The organism is Corynebacterium ulcerans, from assembly GCF_900187135.1.
GTDB classification, from domain to species: domain Bacteria; phylum Actinomycetota; class Actinomycetes; order Mycobacteriales; family Mycobacteriaceae; genus Corynebacterium; species Corynebacterium ulcerans.
In genome coordinates this window covers 1617896-1635957 of the sequence record NZ_LT906443.1, presented here as the reverse complement: position 1 = coordinate 1635957, position 18062 = coordinate 1617896, and the positions used below count along the sequence as shown (strand labels likewise).

Sequence of the window (18062 nt, the reverse complement as noted above, 5' to 3'; positions counted from 1 at the left end):
ATCGTCACTAAAGTCGCTGTCACCGGCAAGAATATCAACGGTACTTCTTAAAGGTCTTAAGAGCATGTGACACACTGTTCTCTATGATCAATCGTGCCCGCAACGCAGATTCCCAACCGCCGAAAGACGACTCGGAAGCGCCGCACACCTCCGCTGCAGCCAGCGATCCTTTTCCGGTGATGCTCAAGCACCCGGATAAGGCCAATCCACGGGATAAGAGTTACGACTTTGACTACACCCCCGATATCCAGGATGCTCCACATACGCTGTTCGGAATAGCCGCCGCGATCCTGGGAGGTGGCCTCTTCACGCTCATCTCTTGGTTCATACTTAAGCAGGTCAATCTCCCAGCATTCGGGCCTTCTTTAGTAACGCGCGCACTGGCCACTGTCTGCACGCTCCTTGTAGTCCTTGCGGTCACAGCACTCATGATCTGGTGGGTTCATTATGAGAAGACAAACCAAAAGCGTCCTCGCTGGTTTACATGGCTCACCTATGCCGTCACTTATCTGTCACCAGCTGGCCTCATAGTGGCTTCCCTCGGGATACCGCTGTCCCCGACCAAGCTCTACCTCGACGGACTGACCGTCGACCAGGTTTTCCGCACCCAATACATGACGCGGCTGACAGACTCCTGGCATCTCACCGATATGAACTACATCGACCTTCCGGCTTACTACCCCGGCGCGTGGTTCTGGTTCGGTGGTCGACTGGGTGCGCTCCTTGGCTTGCCCGGTTGGGAAGTGTTCCAGCCGTATTCGCTTATTTCTCTCAGCATGGCTGGCTGTCTCCTCGTACCGGTGTGGCAGCGTATTGTCGGCAGCTTGCCCGTGGCCACTGGCATTGCCTTAGTGACCACCACCGTTGCGCTCGTTATGTGTGCAGAAGAGCCCTACGCATGTGTTATTGCCATGGGCATACCCGCCGCAGTTATTATTGGCCGTCGCGCCTTGTCGGGACGCAAAAGCGCTATCCTGGCTATCATTTTTTACTTGGGCATTTCCGCGTCCATGTATACCCTTTACACAGCGATTATCGCATTGAGTTTGATCGCCATCAGCGGTGTCATTTCGGCGTTGATCCTGCGCTCGTGGAAACCCATCGGACGCATCGTCCTCATCGGTGTTTCCTCCATGGCCATCGCTGCTATCGCCTGGGGCCCGTACTTTACGTTCCTATTGAGCGGTAAACACACCTCAGGTGCCACCGCTTCCCACTTCCTTCCCGTTGAAGGCACGGAAATTCCACTGCCTATGTTTGCAGCCAGCATCATAGGAGTCCTCTGTATGCTAGGCCTGATCTACCTACTGGCGCGGGCTGCGGATCCGGATATCAACTCACTAGGCGTTGCCGTTGTGGTTTCTTATATCTGGGTCATCGCATCCATGGCTGTCACACTCACGGGCTCGACACTCCTCGGTTTCCGCCTGGATCCGGTTATTACGATCATCCTGGCAACCGCAGGTGTACTGGCTATAGCGGATTTCCGCCTCGTGGGAATCCATCGCCTCTACCCTGTCCAGTTCTCTCCTAGCACTTCACGCCAGATCACGATGGTCATTGCTATCGTCGTCGCTCTTGGCGGCATCAAATATGCGCAGGATATTCCAGCTAAAAACTCCCACTCCATCGACCACGCTTATTCCAGCACAGATGGAAACGGCGAGCGTGCTGACCGCTACCCTGCAGATGCCACGCAATACTATGCAAGTATCGACGCAATTCTGAGGGAAAAAGGCTCAATTCCCCGTGAGACTGTGGTCCTCACAGATGAAATGAACTTCATGGCCTACTACCCCTACCGCGGCTTCCAGGCCTTTACCTCGCATTATGCAAATCCTCTCGGCGAGTTCAACGAGCGAAATAAGAAAATAGAGCAGTGGGCAATGGATAGCTGGCAACAGCTCAAGGACCCGCAAGCCTTCGACGACGCGCTGCACTCTACTCCGTGGAAGGCACCAGAGGCGTTTATTTTCCGCGCCGATGCCACGGCAGAAAAATCAAGTGGTTGGAACTTCGACCTTGCTGAGGACATCTACCCCAATAACCCCAACGTCCGTTTCCGCGGAGTAAAAATCAATCCCGAGGTCTTCACTGGTAAAGACACCCCGTGGAAGGTCAATCAGGTAGGACCATTTGTGGTGGTGACCCGTGGATAAGCATGCCGTAGACTCGAATTCCGTGTCTAGTTCAGTTTCGCAGAATCCAGTGAGAACGCTCAAGCTTTTGGCGGTTTTATCAGGCGTTCTTGGCTTTTTGTTCTTCCTCTTGACGCCGTTTATGCCAGTCAATCAAGTGCAGTCATCTCTGTCCTGGCCGCAAAACGGAACTCTCAATAGCGTTAATGCGCCGTTGATGAGCTACTCCCCTCAAGAATTTAACGCGACTATTCCGATTAGCGCTTCTGAAAAACTCCGCCCGGGGCAGAGCCTCATCGTGGGAACCCTACCTGAGGACAGCGAAGATGCTGCAGCTCGTGGCCTCTTTGTACGCTCTTCCGACGGCGGAATTCAGATCACGTCCCGTGGCGAGCTGGTCTTTGAACTCACCGCAGATGAACTCAAGAAACTGCCTGCCGACGCTACAATCGCCGTCTCTTCCACCAAGGACGCAACCACCGCTTCCGTCGGTGAGCACAGCGGCTCTATAGATGAAGACAAGCGTCCACAGCTCACGGGTCTGTACTCTGAACTCGAATCCCAGGCAGCGAGCGCTCTCAGCAGCGCAGGGCTTAAAGCCAACGTAGAGATTAACTCCCGCTTCACTACCTCCCCTACCACAGCAAAGTACGCAACTATGTGGCTGGGCGGGATCATGACCGTGATTGCTCTTGTCTGCTTGGGGCTACTGGATCTGCAAGACAACAAAAAAGTGCGTTTCCTCCAGCCAGGCGCTTGGCGTCCTCGTGGACTTGATGCCATTGTCGTTGCGATCCTAGGCTTCTGGTATTTCATCGGCGCCAACACCTCCGATGACGGCTTTATCCTCACCATGGGCCGAATCGCAGCACACGCTGACTACATGGCCAATTATTACCGTTGGTTTGGTGTTCCAGAATCTCCTTTCGGCGCACCATACTACGATCTCCTGGGCCTCATGTCGCATGTCTCCACATCTTCTATCTGGATGCGACTTCCTTCCCTGATCTCCGGTCTTATCGTGTGGTTCGCACTTTCCCGCGAGGTTCTTCCGCGTCTGGGAGAAAAAATTGCTGGACGACGCGTCTCTCAATGGACCATGGCCTTCGTATTCCTTGCCTTCTGGCTGGCGTATAACAACGGTCTGCGTCCAGAACCGATCATCGCTGCTGGCACTCTGCTTACCTGGCTTTCCTTCGAGGTCGCCATCAAGACTGAGCGCCTCCTCCCAGCTGCCGTGGGAACTCTTCTAGCTGCATTCACCCTCGCATGCGGCCCTACGGGTCTCATGGCTGTTGCCTGCTTACTTGCCGGTCTGTCCTACCTGATCCGCATCATCTACCGCAGGATCCCGCTCTTAGGAGGCAAACCTGCCTTCAGCATCGCGGCCATGGTCGCGCCTTTTGCCGCCGCTGGAACCGCAGTGTTGGTAGCTGTTTTCGGTGACCAAACCCTGATGAACGTCTTCGAATCCATTCATGTCCGCTCGGAGACGGGACCGTCGTTAAGCTGGTACAACGAGTTCGCTCGTTATCAGGTTCTTATGCAACAGACCGTGGACGGTTCTTTTGCCAGAAGGGTCGGCGTTTTCTTCACCTTCGTCTCTGTTGCTCTCGTGGTCACCTCGATCCTACGAAACGGAAAGGTTCCTGGCAGCAACAAGGGACCGGTCTTCCGCCTGCTGCTCGTCATGGTCGGAACGCTGTTCTTCATGATGTTCACGCCTACCAAGTGGACTCACCACTTCGGTGTATGGGCTGGTATCGCAGCGGCTCTCGCTGGCGTTGGCGCGGTAGCACTCTCGCACATGGCGTTGCGTTCTCCTCGATCGCGCACTCTTCTCACAGGTGGAATACTCTTCGTCTTCGCCTTCGCTCTCTCCGGTACAAACGGCTGGTGGTACACGTCTAGCTACAGCGTGCCGTGGTGGGATAAGACGATTCAGATCCATGAGATCGAAGCCTCTACCGTGATGCTGCTCATTTCGCTCATCGTGTTAGCCATCGGCGTTTTGCAGTCCTTTAAAAAGGACGTGGCGGAAGAACGCGGCGAGGCTCCTGCGGCTTTCCGCAAACAGCGCTTTGAAGGCCTGGCTGCTGCTCCAATTGCAATACTCAGCGTCCTCGCCGTAGCGTTCTCTATGGCCTCCCTGGGTAAAGGATTTATTTCGCAGTACCCGGCCTATTCTGTCGGCTTAGGTAACCTGCGCGCGGCTGCGGGCAATACCTGCAACCTCGCTAACGACGTCCTCGTGGAGTCAAACACCAACGAGTCCTTCCTCCAGCCGCTACACAGCACGCTGGGCGAATCGCTCACCTTTGGTAAGAATCGAGCATTCGATCCCAACCACATTTCGTCCGAGGCCTACACAGAAGAAAACAAGTCCTCCTCTAGCACTGCTGGAACCGCAAACAGCACGGATACTGCCGAAACTAACACTGAAGGCAAAGAGCACCGCGCAGCTGTGGGTGTAAACGGTTCTACCGCGCAGCTCCCCTTTAATTTGGATTACACGCGCGTACCAGTTCTTGGCTCGTGGACCAGCGGCGATCAACACTATGCTGAGGCCGTCTCGGATTGGTACAAACTGCCAGAGCGCAGCGAGTCTGCTCCTATCATCGCGGTTTCTGCCGCCGGAAGTATCGAGCATCTCGATCTGGACGGAGTCAAAAAAGAAGGACAGAAACTGCTCATTGAGTACGGCACCGCCTCAGATGGCAAGGTCACGATGCTCGGAGAAAAGCAGATGATTGACATCGGCCCCGATCTCAAATGGCGCAACCTGCGACTTCCGCTTGCAGAGCTTCCTGCGGAGGCCAACGTTATTCGCATCCATGCCACGGACGGCAACCTCAGCCCCGACGAGTGGCTAGCGTTTACGCCACCCCGCGTGCCCACGCTTGAGACGCTTAACGACGTCTACACCGCAGACACCCCCGGATTGCTCGACTGGGCAGTACCGCTGCAGTTCCCCTGCCAGCGCACCTTTAACCACTACGCAGGCGTGGCAGAGATTCCTCAGTTCCGTATCTCCGCCGACGCAGAAGGCCGCGCTTCTGGTGCTTCCTTCCAGGACTACTTTGGTGGTGGCGTGACCGGAATCGCGGAAGCAGTGAACTATAACTACCAGCTTCCGAGTTATTCCAAGAACGACTGGCAGCGCGATTGGGGATCCATCGAGGTTTACCACCCTCGCCCCAACTCGCAGGGCAAGGAACCTGATCTGGCTACCGTCACCACAGAAGTAGTGACGCGATCAGGCCTCTGGTACCCCGGACCGATGAATATCAACACTGACCACTAGTGCGCTTTTAGCCATTCTTTGGCAATCAGCGCACTAGGCAGCTGTTCTGTCACAGAACGCGTATTGAGCTGGATCAAATCCTGGGTGGTTAGTTTTGCGTTCACTTCATTAAGTACTGCCACGGCATCTGCATCTAATTTCTTGCTGGCTAGTGGCACTACGCGTGAGGAAAGAAACTGTCCTTTGGGGTCCTTGAGACTCACCAGGTTATTCGCGGCGATGGATGGGTCTGCGCTGTAGATGATCGCCAGTTGAATATCGCCATCTTTGAGTGCTTTGACTGTTAGTGGACCGCCGGAATCCTCGATAGGAGTAAAGGCGGCATCCACTCCATACACGCTCTTGAGGCCTTTGGGACCGTTAGGGCGATCCTCTGCCTCAGAGTTAGCTCCCAAGGTTATGTTCTGGACCTTTCTAAGATCCTGAATAGACGTCACCCCATGTTCCTCCGAATATTCCTTAGTAACAACATAGGAATCTTGGTCGGAGGCTTCTGCCTGGTTTAACACCTGCAACTTGTCTGGAAGAGCGGATTGTAATTCCGCATAGACGTCTTCTGGCAGCCGGGCTGCGGTATCTGGTTTCCAATACTGCAACAACGGACCTGAGTATTCAGGGAATACATCTATGGATCCGTTTTCTACCTCAGCCATATAAACTTCCCGCTGCCCGATCTGGAACTGACGGTCCACTTTATGCCCAGCTTTTTCCAGCGCTTGCGCATAGATCTCAGCGATGACTTCGTTGGAATAATACGCCTGAGATCCGACAACGATCCCGTCAGAATCCCGGCCGCCGTCGATAGATTCGAGAGAGCCACAAGCCGTTAGGCACATCGCGACTCCCAGTATTGCAATGCGTTTATTCATCGTTCCTCACTTGGCTTACTAACGTTAATGGCGAGGTCATGCGAATCACGCCGAGGTCAGCCGCAGCATCTCTGTGACATCTAATCCACAGATAAATAACGAGAGGATAGAGGAACACCGATACCGCGATCACGTTGATGATAGCCGCAAGGTTTCCTTCCCACGTGAGATTCCAGCAGAAATGAAAAACAAAGGCTACTAGCAAAGCAACGCCCGCTACTTGAAAACGACGGACTCGATCCCAACCATACGTAAACACGGCTAGGCCGATTCCATACCCAGCTATTGCTGTGAAAAAGACATGAAGTCCAGGGCCGGCAATACTCCGTAATCCCCAAGAAAATAGTGCTCCAGGTGCATCGGAGTTTGCGTCCGTCATCCCTCCGATAACCCCATACATCAGGTTTTCAAAGACTTCGAACCCCAAGCCGACCATGCCACCGGTAACAAAACCATGCCAAGGGCGGCTGATCTTGGAGAAAGTAAACAGGATAAGGAGAACACCAAGCGCTTTGGAGATCTCCTCAGGATATGCTCCCCCAAAGGAAGCACTCACGACCTTCCAGCCCAGCTTGTCCGTCAAATCAATAATGGGCTGTGCCGAGGCCATAACCAAGGCGAAAGAAGAGCACGCGCCCCACCCGAGGGAGGTCAAGTACCACTTCCACCCCGCTTTAGGCCACATGGGCGACACCCGAAATATCAAGGTTCCCACGATCAAGTATGCAGCTCCGCACAGCAGACCTACAGCCGCTCCACTGGGGGAGAGCAATATATAAACTCCCAAAAAGAAGAGAGACACCGGAGTGGAGATGGCGATGATCGCCCACATCACCCAAGAAATAGACGTTGGATGGGCAGCTGGCTTTACAGGACCTACCAAAGTACTCACGCGGTGACTCCCCTATAGCTTTGAAAATTGTTCACAATGAGTTGCACGGCATTGCCCGCATCCGGACCTTCGACAAGAACAAACAAGGTGTTTTGCTCACCGTCGTCTCCCTGTACGGCCAGGCTTAGTCCAATTTGGTCATCAGCGCCTTCGACTATTCTGATATTCCCTTCACGGAATATCTCTGCATTTTCCGGCAGCGGGCTCAAGGCATTAAAACGCATCATCCTTCTCAGCGTGTGGTCTTGATCCGTGCTGCCTTTTACCACCATGGAGTTAATTTTTGTACCTTCACAATTCCATTGAGGCTGAAACAAATCGGACATTTCTTCTTTGCATTGCAATCGTGCACCATCGTCGAGCAGCACCGGAAGCTCAATGCTATCCGCTTCTCCTAAGGTCACGTTTTTCAGTTTGAGATCAATGCTGGGAACAACGGCATTGAGCACGGCGGGGAGGGCAAGAAGCAGAGTGACTAACGCAGCGATGAGCCACCAGGATTTTGCCGACATCGCAGGCCGGAACTGGAAGTAAGACATACTGTTCAAACTACCTTCTTCATCGAACATTCGATATATCCTGGGGACCATGACTTCTCAGCAACTTGTAATGAAAGATTTGTATCGTTTTGTTAATGGTGAATGGCTAGATACTCACGTTATCCCCGACGACCGAGGCGTGGACGGAACTTTCCATGGCTTGCGCGATCAGGCAGAGAGCGACGTCCACGAGCTAGTTAAATCTTCAGACTCACGGGCCGGAAAGCTTTATGCTTCTTTCATGGATGTCCCCGGAATTGAATCCGCCGGAATATCCGCTATTGATGAGGACCTCGATCTCCTAGAAACAAACGATCTGACTACTGCATTAGGCAAACTAGACCGCCTCGGTGTCGGCGGCCCCGTAAGCTTCTGGGTATCCAAGGATTCCGCTGGTAGCGATGCCGTGGCCTACATTGTGCAGTCGGGGCTTGGTCTCCCTGATGAGGCTTATTATCGGGAGCACCCAGAGATCCTCAAGGCATACACATCCCACGTTGCCACAATGCTGGGTTTCCTCGATCCTCAGCGGCTCGGTGGTTTATCCGCCGAGGAGGCAGCAGACCGCATCGTTGCTTTAGAAAAGGACATCGCTCAGGGGCACTGGGATGTGGTGAGCACTCGCGATGCGCTAAAAACCTTTAACCCAACTGAGTTTTCTGAGCTTCCGGAGAACGTCGCAACGCTCCTGCGCGCGGCCAAGCTTCCCGAATCCCGCGTGATCGTGATGATGCCCTCCTACTTGGAGCACATAGACGCTCTATTGTCCCAGCGTATCGACGATTGGAAGCTGCTTACTACCTGGCATATCCTCCACGCTCGCGCAGGCGTTCTCACCCCCGAAATCTCGCGCGCAGACTTCGCTTTCTTTGGTACTACTCTTTCTGGCGCCACTGAGCAGCGCGACCGCTGGAAGCGCGCCGTGGGCCTTGCAGAAAGCTTTGTTGGTGAAGAAATTGGTCAGCTCTTTGTTCAAAAACACTTCCCGGCGTCCTCCAAAAAAGACATGGTCGTTTTAGTGGACTACCTCATCGCTGCATACCGGGAACGCATTCAGAATCTTGAGTGGATGACCCCGGTAACCCGCAAGCGCGCGCTGGAAAAGCTAGAGAAATTCAACGCTAAGATCGGCTATCCCGACACCTGGCGTAACTACGGCGATCTAGATTTCTCCGAATCTGGCCAAGACTTGCTGCGCAACGTCCGCACTGGTTCCGCTTTTGTCCATGACTACGAGCTCTCCAAGCTGGGCAAACCCGCAGATCGCTCCGAGTGGGTCACCACGCCACAAACCGTCAACGCTTTTTATAATCCGGTGGTCAACGACATCACCTTCCCTGCCGCCATCTTGCGAGCACCGTTCTACTCCGAAGCAAACACCGCAGAAAACTTTGGAGCGATCGGCGCAGTCATCGGCCATGAGATTGGTCACGGCTTTGACGACCAAGGCAGCCAGTACGACGGCGACGGCAATCTCCACTCCTGGTGGACAGAGGAGGACCGCGAAGCGTTCACACACCTTACCTCGCAGCTTGTCGAGCAATTCCACGGACTCGTCCCCTCCGTCCTCAAGGAATCCGTCGGCGTTAACGGCAAATTCACGCTCGGAGAAAACATCGGGGACCTCGGCGGCCTAGGCATTGCCGTGGTTGCTTATCAGCGCTACGCCGCAGATCAAGGGGAAGAAGCCGATCTCCAACGCTTCTTCTTATCCTGGGCTCGCATCTGGCGCACGGCGATTCGCCCCGAGCTAGCAGAACAATATCTAGCCATAGACCCACATTCACCAGCAGAGTTCCGCTGTAACGTCATCGCAGGCAACATCGCTGAGTTTTATCAGGCCTTTGACGTGCCAGAAGATTCCCCTATGTGGATCGCACCAGAAAAACGCGTCGCGATCTGGTAACCCCGGCGTACCATGGGCCGCATGGATGAATTTGAAGTCGGCGGCAAAGATCGGAAACTGACACCCGAACAACAATTGGAACAGCTTTCCACATACATAGCGGCCCATTATGAACGCCCTGCAATGAATCCCCCCTGGTCGGTCTCCCCCTCTGACCCCCATGTGCTGGACACTTACGACGCCCGCCTCGCCGACCGCATCACCCACGCTTCCATGCTGATGCTTGGTTCCGCGCTGGATCACACCACGCCGGGCGTCGCTTTTAGCGACGGTGTAACCACCGAAGACATGCCCAACGCTCAGATCATCCGCCCCGCACGCCCAACCGGGGTATGGGGCATTTCACTCCACCCTGGCGGTTGGTGGAAAGGCTCGGGAGTCGCCTTGGAAAACTCCTGGCGCCCAGAGGTCGCAGCCGTGGCCAACCTCTCCGGCATCACGTTCCTCGATCTTGACTACCCGCTTCTACCAGAACATTCACTCTCTGAGGTGACCGCCGTGGTCCGTCAGGCTGCCCAATGGATACGCGACATGAACCCGCCGCGCCTTGTTGCCTGGGGATATTCCTCGGGTGCCGCATTAGCCGCTCTCACCAGCGATCTGTGGGATGCACAAGCCCTCACGTTTCCGCACCTCACGCTTGATCACCTCCCCGCTCACTTACGCGACGCAGAATTCCCACAGACTTTCCCGCCCACTTTCTTGCAGGTGGCCACACAGGATTCTGTCGCTGATCGCTACCCGTGGGCGGAGGCTCAGGCTTCTGTCAAGGAGTATGTTTCCGAACACCGGGTAGCCACTCCGGAAGTCATGCGCGAACGAGTAAAAGACGTAGCAGATTTCCTACAGTGATTAAAAACACATAAATTTTTCCTTGTCTTATTCTGTACGATCTTTAGTCACCTACTACCAAAGGACAAAAATGACTGGAGTTGAATATCTATATTGGGAGTTTTTTGGAACAACCATCCTGCTTTTGATGGGTAATGGCATCTGCGCATTGGTCACCCTCCGCACATCGGCGGGACGCAATGCAGGCTGGCTCGCCATAGCCTTTGGCTGGGGTTTGGCCGTCTTTGCCGGCGCCAGCATCGCTGACCCATCTGGCGGACATCTAAACCCTGCAGTAACACTCATGCTCGCCATCAAAGGCAGCGTCGCATGGAATCTGGTCCCCTGGTACTTTGCAGGCCAACTGCTCGGCGGTATCTTCGGCGCATTCCTTTGCTGGGCAGCGTTTAAGCAGCTTTTCGACGCCAACAACTACGACGAAGACGGAAACCCGGGTGGCAACAAAACCACTGGCGGCATCTTCTTTACCAACCCAGCGCATCCGAATAATTTCTGGAACGCAGTCACTGAGTTCATCGCAACCTTCGTGCTTCTGGCCTTCATCGCTTTCGGCCCCTCTGGAGACGTTGGACCACTCAAATACTTCGCCGTTGCGTTCATCGTGATTTCCATCGGCCTTTCCCTAGGCTCCCCCACCGCATATGCGATCAACCCGGCACGTGATCTCGGACCACGCATAGCGTACGCATTCATCCTTCCAATCAAAGACAAAGGCAGCGCAAACTGGTCTTATGCATGGGTTCCGATCGTCGCACCTATGCTTGCTGCCGTTGCCGCAGGCCTACTGTAAGGAGTAATCATGTACATAGCAGCCATCGATCAAGGCACTACTTCAACCCGCTGCATCATTTTTGACCACGACGGCAACCAAGTCTCCGTCGGTCAATACGAACATGAGCAAATCTTCCCACAAAAAGGCTGGGTGGAGCACGATGCCATCGAAATCTGGGACAATACCCGCCGTGCAGTAGGCACCGCCCTGGCCGACAGTGATCTCTCCGCCAAGGACATAGCCGCCTTAGGCATTACCAACCAGCGCGAAACCACAGTAGTTTGGGACAAAAAGACCGGCGAGCCCGTATACAACGCCATCGTGTGGCAGGACACGCGCACCACTACAATCTGCAAAGAGCTCGCTGGCGACGAAGGCGCCGACCGCTGGTACCGCAAGACCGGCCTCCTCATCAATTCCTATCCCGCCGGACCCAAAATCAAATGGATCCTAGATAACGTCGACGGCGCCCGCGAACGCGCAGAAGCAGGCGAACTGCTCTTTGGCACCATCGACACATGGCTCCTGTGGAATCTCACCGGTGGAGCTGACGGCGATGACGGAACGCCAGCATTGCACGCAACCGACGTCACCAATGCTTCCCGCACCCTCCTCATGGACATCGAAAAACTTGAGTGGGACAAAGACCTCTGCGACGCCATGGGCATCCCCATGGACATGCTCCCTGAAATACGCCCCTCGGTCGGCGATTTCCATCAGGTCCGTGAACGCGGATCTCTCTCCGGGGTTCCCATCCGTTCGATGCTTGGCGACCAGCAAGCCGCCATGTTCGGCCAAGGTTGCTTCCGCCCGGGCGAAGCAAAAAACACTTACGGAACAGGCCTCTTCTTACTCCTCAACACAGGAACCAATCCCAAGTGGTCAGAAAACGGCCTGCTCACCACGGTTTGTTTCCAAATCGAAGGCCAAAAACCAGTCTACGCACTGGAAGGTTCGGTCGCAGTCGGAGGATCGCTAGTCCAGTGGCTGCGCGACAACCTCATGCTTGTCCCCAACTCTCCCATGATCGAAAACATGGCACGCAGCGTTGAAGACAATGGCGGCGTTTATATCGTCCCAGCCTTCTCCGGACTTTTCGCCCCATACTGGCGACAAGACGCCCGCGGAGTCATCGTCGGACTTACCCGCTTTGTTAACCGCAATCACCTAGCCCGCGCTGTTTTGGAAGCTACGGCGTACCAGACCCGCGATGTTGCAGACGCCATGGTCGCAGACTCTGGTGTGGAGCTCACTGAGCTTCGTGTCGATGGCGGCATGACCTACAACGAACTCCTGATGCAGTTCCAGGCAGACATTCTCGGTGTTCCAGTTACCCGCCCTAAAAATGTGGAAACTACAGCTACTGGAGCAGCTTTCGCCGCCGGTTATTCTGTGGGTTATTGGGAGAATCTTGAGTTCCTCACCCAACAAAAAGGCGATTTGCACGTCTGGAAGCCCAAGATGGAGCAGGAAAAGGTCGACGAGCTCTACCACGATTGGAAGCGCGCAGTGAAGCGTTCCCTGAACTGGGAAGAAAACGTAGACGAGGTCTAGGCACTCTGGCGGGTAGGTGTATCCGCCAGTCTTATCCGATAACCCGCAGACTTGCGCCTAGCTGGAGATTCATTCTCTTCTGGAGGAGCACCCGGTCTATAAAATTTTACGACCCCCGCTTCCTCCCCATAGTGCCCCACGCCAAAACGAAAATCTCTTCTATCGTTGTTGCTGGTGTGGTGGTGTCTGCATAATAGGGTTAAATTTTCAAGGTCCGTGCGCCCACCCTCAAACCACGCTACCAAGTGGTGAACGTCGCAATGAGAAGCGGGTTGTTCGCAATGAGGGTGCGAGCACACGGCCTCCCTAGCCACCAGCGCTAAACGTTGATAGACACTAGCTGTACGCTTACTCCGCCCCAGCTGCAGTGGAATCCCTTGTTTGTTCATGAGACAAGCAAAGAGATCATCTCTCAGGCCTAACATCAGCAGGTCTAGAGGCGAGAGCTCAACATCTGTGTTTGTATAAAACCGAGTGGAAAAGTTAGCTTTTTCAAGTTCTTCCATGGTCGCAGACACAATCACAGTCCCTACGCCGCCATGTTGTTTTGCAATCATGGAAGAATTTTGAGCTAAGCATTGGTGGAAAACATCTACTCTCCGCTGTGCCCAGGTTCGCTTATCTTTTTCCGGAGCAACCGGTGATGCAGCACCTTTTCGCCTCGCAGGTGTGAGCAACGATTTAAGCAAAGCACCAGTGGCCGGCGGCAAATAACCGCTCACGTATACCCCGCCGTCTTTATCTGGTTTGCTTACGGTGAGTTTTCTTCTTTTAAGCGCAGCATACGGATCCGGGTCAGACTTACAGTTAATCTCTTTCACGCGATTTCTCATGTATTGCCCAAGAGCTTCCGCACCCATGTCTTGCGCTTTCGAGATAAATTCTGCCCGTAGGCGATGGGTCCCTATCTCAGTATTCTCCTTGAGACTCCGCAACTCTCGATCAATGATCTTTAATTTCTCAACTTTTGTTTTCGCTGCATTCTCTCGAAGATTGTTACATTCTTCTGCAACCACTAGTGGAGAAGAAAAAAGATTAATGCCCCTGGCAAGCCTGTCTCTGGCTTCCGATAAAGAAAGGTCTAGACCGTTAACAAGAAAATCAACGGACTTTTTACTCCCTACGAGTGTGCCTGCATTATTAATATGCGCACAGTAGGCCACGAAAGCATCACTATAGCCTTTAAAGGAGAAGGCTTGCTCTAATTTTACAAAGGAATCGACCACTTCAGAAAAGTTAATCTTTTCCGGTTCGGTCAACAGCTCACGCAAAGAAGCAATATCATCTGCAATTCGATCAATAGCTTCAGATATCTCTTGCATGACCCACCCCCTGTGTCTAATCCCCTTCAGTATAGAACAAACTTTCTAAAATGTGCAACCCCCACCCCATCGAGATTTTTTCATAGAAACACTTTTTCCATTGTGCGCAATATTTTCTAAATCCCAGTACCTAACTGCACGATCAGCCACGTGGCTACTCCCATCCGCTCTCACTACCCTCCACCAAGCAGTCAAGTGTCCCACCGTAGCCATAATCTTCCCGACTTGTCGCGGACCGGTACCTACAATTTCTGCAATATCCCCATAAGAAAGCACGTGGCCAGCGGGTATACCGTCGACCACGTCAAGAACTCTCGAACTGAGATCATCAAGCTCATACATGTGTTTAAAGACCGAATTGGCTGAGATCGATCCCCTCCAGAGGGTCGGACTCACGTCCTTCTTCCACGGCTTCTTCCACTTCACATATTGTCACCGTGGCACCTGTTGAATCGGAAATGATGCTCATCAAACCAAATTCTGAAGCAAATGGCTCACGAATTACTTCTCCGCCGTATTCCTTTGCCTTCCGCACTGCTTCATCCATATTGGAGACGCCAAGATAGGTCTGCCAAAAACTGGGCACCTGGGGAGGAAACTGCCCTTCTGCATTGAAAATCCCAGCGAAAGCACCCCCATCGGTCTCTGCTGTGGTGTACTCAAAATTATGATCCGAGTCCATCGTCGCCGTGGTCCAGTTGAATAGGGAGGGGTAGAATTCCACTGCTTTGGCATAATTAGTTGTACACGTTAGCTCATGCCAAACAGGCGTCCCTGGTTCACCGGCTGCAATAAAAGCATCTTCTCCAGCCGGCTGGATTAATCCAAAAAGGGCACCCGAATTATCCACGACAATGGACATAAGACCGAGTCGCACTTCCATCGGCGCCGCAAGCACACGCCCACCTAGCTTTTCGACGCTCTCACAATCAGCGTGAATGTCATCAGTCAGAAAGTAGGTCACCCAGGTATCAGCTTGCTGCTGATCCTCTGGTCTTTTAATAAATCCTGCGACTGGGAGTCCTTGCACGCGGGCTAGATAGTAATCCTGACCAAATTCTTCGATTTCCCATCCCAATACCTGCGCATAGAAATACGTTGATTTACGCAGGTCACTGGAGGTCAGATCAATCCAGTATGGCATTCCCGATGCAGCTTGGAAAGCTGGCATTAGATGTTCCTCCATACTTCCGGGTCGAAGTCGTCATCGGCTGTCTTCTCGTCAAAGTAGTCATCTTCTTCAGCCACGGTTTTAACGCGGGCGCAGAGTGCGCCTATACAGACCACGTCTCCGTCGCGAAGCTTCTTACCACGGCGAGTGTCCACGGCACCATTAACCGTGACCTCACCGTTCGCAATGACTTCTTTTGCGATTCCACCGGTCTCTACAAGACTGGCGAGCTTAATAAATTGACCTAGCTTGATCTCTTGGTCACGAATGGTGACATCCTGCGCTTGCATGATGCCTAGTCTATCGTGCAGCCCGCCACCTAGTAATTTTAGGCAAAACGCACTGCTGTACCGGTCGCAGAAACCATCATCATTCCGTTATCTGAGCCGAGAGTTTGATAGTCAATGTCCACGCCAACTACGCCTTCAGCGCCGAGCTCGATGGCACGCTGCACCATCTCCGCTAAAGCTTGTTCGCGCGCGTTTTTCACTTCACCTTCATAAGCCTGGCTTCTGCCACCCACCAGGTTTCTAAAACCAGCAGTAATATCTTTGAACACGTTGATACCGACGATGGTTTCTCCCGCCACCACCCGGACGTACTCAGAAATTTCCCGGCCAGAAACAACACTGGTCGTAGTAACAATCATAATGTCTCCCAACTTGTCATACTGAAACGAAAAAGCACTCTTAGTCTACTTTTATCGCACAATCCCCGTAATCCCCTCAAAAACCATAACTACAGAGATAATCACGAATAATGCGCCAGCAATCATGTCCAGCCAGAGACCATTTCTTAGCAATCTTTCTGCCAGTACCCGCACCATCACCGCAAAACTAATAAACCAGCACAGGCCAATCGTGATGAGAAAAACGGCAATAAAAATAGTCCAAGCAACGCTCATATCCGGATGAAGGAACTGTGCAAATACTGATGCAAAAAACACTAATGCCTTGGGATTGGATAGGTTGGTTGCCATTCCAGTTTTTAGTGCATGAAACAGCCTCAAAGTTTCATTGTCTTGCTGCAGACTGTTCACAATCATGTCCGGTGAAGGGCCGTGTTTCAGGTCCCGTATCCCTTGAAAGCCGGATTTCAAAGAGGTGAATCCAATCCAAGCAATATAGCAACCCCCGATGATCTGTACGAGACGCATGAGGACGGGCTGTGCCATGAAGATCGTGGATAAACCCATAAGGGAAGCAACAATCCATATGGTGCTTCCCATCATGATTCCTATGGCACACCAGACGCCAGCGCGACGGTCTTTTGTCCCCACCCGAATGACCTGAAGCAAATCTGGGCCCGGCAAAATTAACACGCATACCCATACAACAAAAAGCGCACCAAGTTCCCCTAGCGTCACGTTTTCTCCTCTTAAACGATCTGATCGCGCGGAGTAATGACCATCCGATCAATGTTCATATGCTCGGGAACTGAAGCTACCCATCTGATGGACTCGGCAATATCTTCTGCAGTGAGGTTGAGCTTGTCTGCATAAACTGCATCGGCTTTAGCTTGATCACCGTGAAAACGGATGAGCGAAAAGTCCGTTTTCACTCGTCCTGGATTAATTTCCGTTACCCGTAGATTACGCTGAGCAAACTCAATGCGCATCACTTTATTGATAGCGGTAACACCAAACTTTGCTGCGTTATAGCCCGCACCACCTGCATAGGGAGCGATACCAGCAATGGAACTAATATTTATGATCTGTGCGCCGCCGTTGAGTACATCGAGAAGAGAGCGGGTCACTCGGAGTGTGCCAAGTACGTTAGTTTCGTACATCCATTGCCAGTCTGCAACCGATGCCTCCGCTATGGGGTCTAAACCAAGCGCACCCCCAGCATTATTGACAAGAAGGTGACACTGTTGAATACAGGAAGCAAAATGAGCAACTGACTCATCACTAGTCACATCTAGTTGTATAGCCTCACCACCAATCTCTGATGCAATGCGGTTTAATCTGTCCATCCGGCGTGCTGCCACAATGACATGCCAGCCATCGGAAGCCAACGCCCTAGCTGTGGCTTCCCCGATTCCAGAAGAGCCCCCAGTTACAATTGCGGTCTTTGGCATGCCGCTACTCCTTTATGCAGATCATCGTCGAGTAATTTCGATGCTCCCACAGGCCTATCATCGATCATTCCAATAGCCTGGCTTAGCGCGTAGCACGTCGTTGGGCCGATAAAGGTAAAACCGGCTTTCTTCAGCGCTTTTGCTAAGGCTTTTGAGTCATTAGAAACCGTGGGAGTATCTGATAGCGTAGCTGGCGGTTGATGGTCTTTAGGCGCAAATCCCCAAATAAAAGCATCTAATCCCCCAGTTTCACGCAAAGCAATCGTCGCACGCGCATTAGTTATTACGGCTTCAATCTTGCGACGATTTCTGATAATTCCAGAGCATCCTAATAAACGAACGACGTCGCCCTCCGTAAAACGAGCAACTGTATCCGCATCAAAATCATAAAATTCTGTGCGAAAAGCATCGCGTTTGCGCAACACGGTTGCCCAGCTGAGACCAGATTGGAATGCCTCTAACGACAAGCGCTCTAATAAGCCTGATTCTGTGTGAACAGGTTTTCCCCATTCATAGTCGTAATATTCTTTGAGCAACGGGTCTTTTGCGGCCCATTCAGGGCGTACTCGTCCGTCTTCACCTACAACAAGCCCCTTTGTAAGTACGGCGCTTGTGTTCAATGGTTTCAGTGCATTGCTGGTATTCATGTGGCCACTCTATAAAC

The 18062-nt window shown here is 52.9% G+C and carries 17 protein-coding genes; 6 read left to right on the top strand and 11 right to left on the bottom strand.

Annotation, left to right across the window (positions count from 1 at the left end; all coding sequences use genetic code 11):
- The first annotated feature begins 83 nt into the window (after positions 1-83).
- A complete protein-coding gene (locus CKV68_RS07305) occupies positions 84-2159 on the top strand; it encodes a galactan 5-O-arabinofuranosyltransferase (RefSeq protein ID WP_014525183.1) in 2076 nt (691 codons plus the stop codon).
- On the top strand, positions 2152-5442 hold the full coding sequence (locus CKV68_RS07300) for an arabinosyltransferase domain-containing protein (RefSeq protein ID WP_014525182.1): 3291 nt from the start codon (positions 2152-2154) through the stop codon (positions 5440-5442). The genes CKV68_RS07305 and CKV68_RS07300 overlap by 8 nt, the downstream gene beginning before the upstream one ends.
- On the opposite strand, the gene CKV68_RS07295 is transcribed toward CKV68_RS07300, so the two are convergent.
- Genes CKV68_RS07295 through CKV68_RS07285 form a run of 3 tightly spaced genes read right to left on the bottom strand, consistent with a single transcriptional unit; the run spans position 5439 to position 7772 of the window.
- Positions 5439-6311 carry an ABC transporter substrate-binding protein gene (locus CKV68_RS07295; RefSeq protein ID WP_095075913.1) on the bottom strand — a complete coding sequence of 291 codons (873 nt, stop codon included), beginning with the start codon at positions 6309-6311 and terminating at the stop codon, positions 5439-5441. The genes CKV68_RS07300 and CKV68_RS07295 overlap by 4 nt on opposite strands.
- The gene (locus tag CKV68_RS07290; protein WP_048517484.1) at positions 6304-7143 is read right to left on the bottom strand and encodes a PrsW family intramembrane metalloprotease; all 840 of its coding nucleotides are present in this window, start codon (positions 7141-7143) and stop codon (positions 6304-6306) included. The genes CKV68_RS07295 and CKV68_RS07290 overlap by 8 nt, the downstream gene beginning before the upstream one ends.
- A 56-nt stretch (positions 7144-7199) precedes the next feature.
- The gene (locus tag CKV68_RS07285) at positions 7200-7772 is read right to left on the bottom strand and encodes a hypothetical protein (protein ID WP_014525181.1); all 573 of its coding nucleotides are present in this window, start codon (positions 7770-7772) and stop codon (positions 7200-7202) included.
- 19 nt (positions 7773-7791) lie between these two features.
- On the opposite strand from CKV68_RS07285, the gene CKV68_RS07280 reads away from it, so the two are divergent.
- From CKV68_RS07280 to glpK, 4 genes are all read left to right on the top strand, one after another.
- The gene (locus tag CKV68_RS07280) at positions 7792-9648 is read left to right on the top strand and encodes a M13 family metallopeptidase (RefSeq protein ID WP_095075912.1); all 1857 of its coding nucleotides are present in this window, start codon (positions 7792-7794) and stop codon (positions 9646-9648) included.
- Between the two features lie 12 nt (positions 9649-9660).
- Positions 9661-10500, top strand: coding sequence for an alpha/beta hydrolase (locus tag CKV68_RS07275; protein WP_095075911.1), 840 nt, complete (start codon positions 9661-9663; stop codon positions 10498-10500).
- Between the two features lie 70 nt (positions 10501-10570).
- Positions 10571-11290 carry an MIP/aquaporin family protein gene (locus tag CKV68_RS07270; protein ID WP_014525178.1) on the top strand — a complete coding sequence of 240 codons (720 nt, stop codon included), beginning with the start codon at positions 10571-10573 and terminating at the stop codon, positions 11288-11290.
- A 9-nt stretch (positions 11291-11299) separates the two neighbouring features.
- Positions 11300-12826: a glycerol kinase GlpK gene (gene glpK / locus CKV68_RS07265; RefSeq protein WP_095075910.1), complete on the top strand. Its 1527-nt coding sequence runs from the start codon at positions 11300-11302 to the stop codon at positions 12824-12826.
- On the opposite strand, the gene CKV68_RS07260 is transcribed toward glpK, so the two are convergent.
- Genes CKV68_RS07260 through CKV68_RS07225 form a run of 8 tightly spaced genes read right to left on the bottom strand, consistent with a single transcriptional unit; the run spans position 12823 to position 18045 of the window.
- Positions 12823-14148 (bottom strand): HNH endonuclease signature motif containing protein, encoded by a 1326-nt coding sequence (locus CKV68_RS07260; RefSeq protein ID WP_080742749.1) that lies wholly within the window; start codon positions 14146-14148, stop codon positions 12823-12825. The genes glpK and CKV68_RS07260 overlap by 4 nt on opposite strands.
- Positions 14149-14193: 45 nt before the next feature.
- On the bottom strand, positions 14194-14490 hold the full coding sequence (locus tag CKV68_RS07255) for an MGMT family protein (protein WP_038617288.1): 297 nt from the start codon (positions 14488-14490) through the stop codon (positions 14194-14196).
- Positions 14491-14494: 4 nt separating this feature from the next.
- Positions 14495-15319: a VOC family protein gene (locus tag CKV68_RS07250; protein ID WP_014525175.1), complete on the bottom strand. Its 825-nt coding sequence runs from the start codon at positions 15317-15319 to the stop codon at positions 14495-14497.
- A complete protein-coding gene (locus CKV68_RS07245; protein ID WP_013910540.1) occupies positions 15319-15609 on the bottom strand; it encodes an RNA-binding S4 domain-containing protein in 291 nt (96 codons plus the stop codon). The genes CKV68_RS07250 and CKV68_RS07245 overlap by 1 nt, the downstream gene beginning before the upstream one ends.
- 38 nt (positions 15610-15647) lie before the next feature.
- Positions 15648-15968: a heavy metal-binding domain-containing protein gene (locus tag CKV68_RS07240; protein WP_013240949.1), complete on the bottom strand. Its 321-nt coding sequence runs from the start codon at positions 15966-15968 to the stop codon at positions 15648-15650.
- A gap of 51 nt (positions 15969-16019) precedes the next feature.
- The gene (locus CKV68_RS07235) at positions 16020-16685 is read right to left on the bottom strand and encodes a LysE family translocator (protein ID WP_095075909.1); all 666 of its coding nucleotides are present in this window, start codon (positions 16683-16685) and stop codon (positions 16020-16022) included.
- 11 nt (positions 16686-16696) lie between these two features.
- Positions 16697-17398 carry an SDR family oxidoreductase gene (locus CKV68_RS07230; protein WP_013910538.1) on the bottom strand — a complete coding sequence of 234 codons (702 nt, stop codon included), beginning with the start codon at positions 17396-17398 and terminating at the stop codon, positions 16697-16699.
- Complete coding sequence (locus CKV68_RS07225) at positions 17377-18045, bottom strand: DNA-3-methyladenine glycosylase I (protein WP_013910537.1); 669 nt, start codon at positions 18043-18045, stop codon at positions 17377-17379. The genes CKV68_RS07230 and CKV68_RS07225 overlap by 22 nt, the downstream gene beginning before the upstream one ends.
- Between the last annotated feature and the right edge of the window lie 17 nt (positions 18046-18062).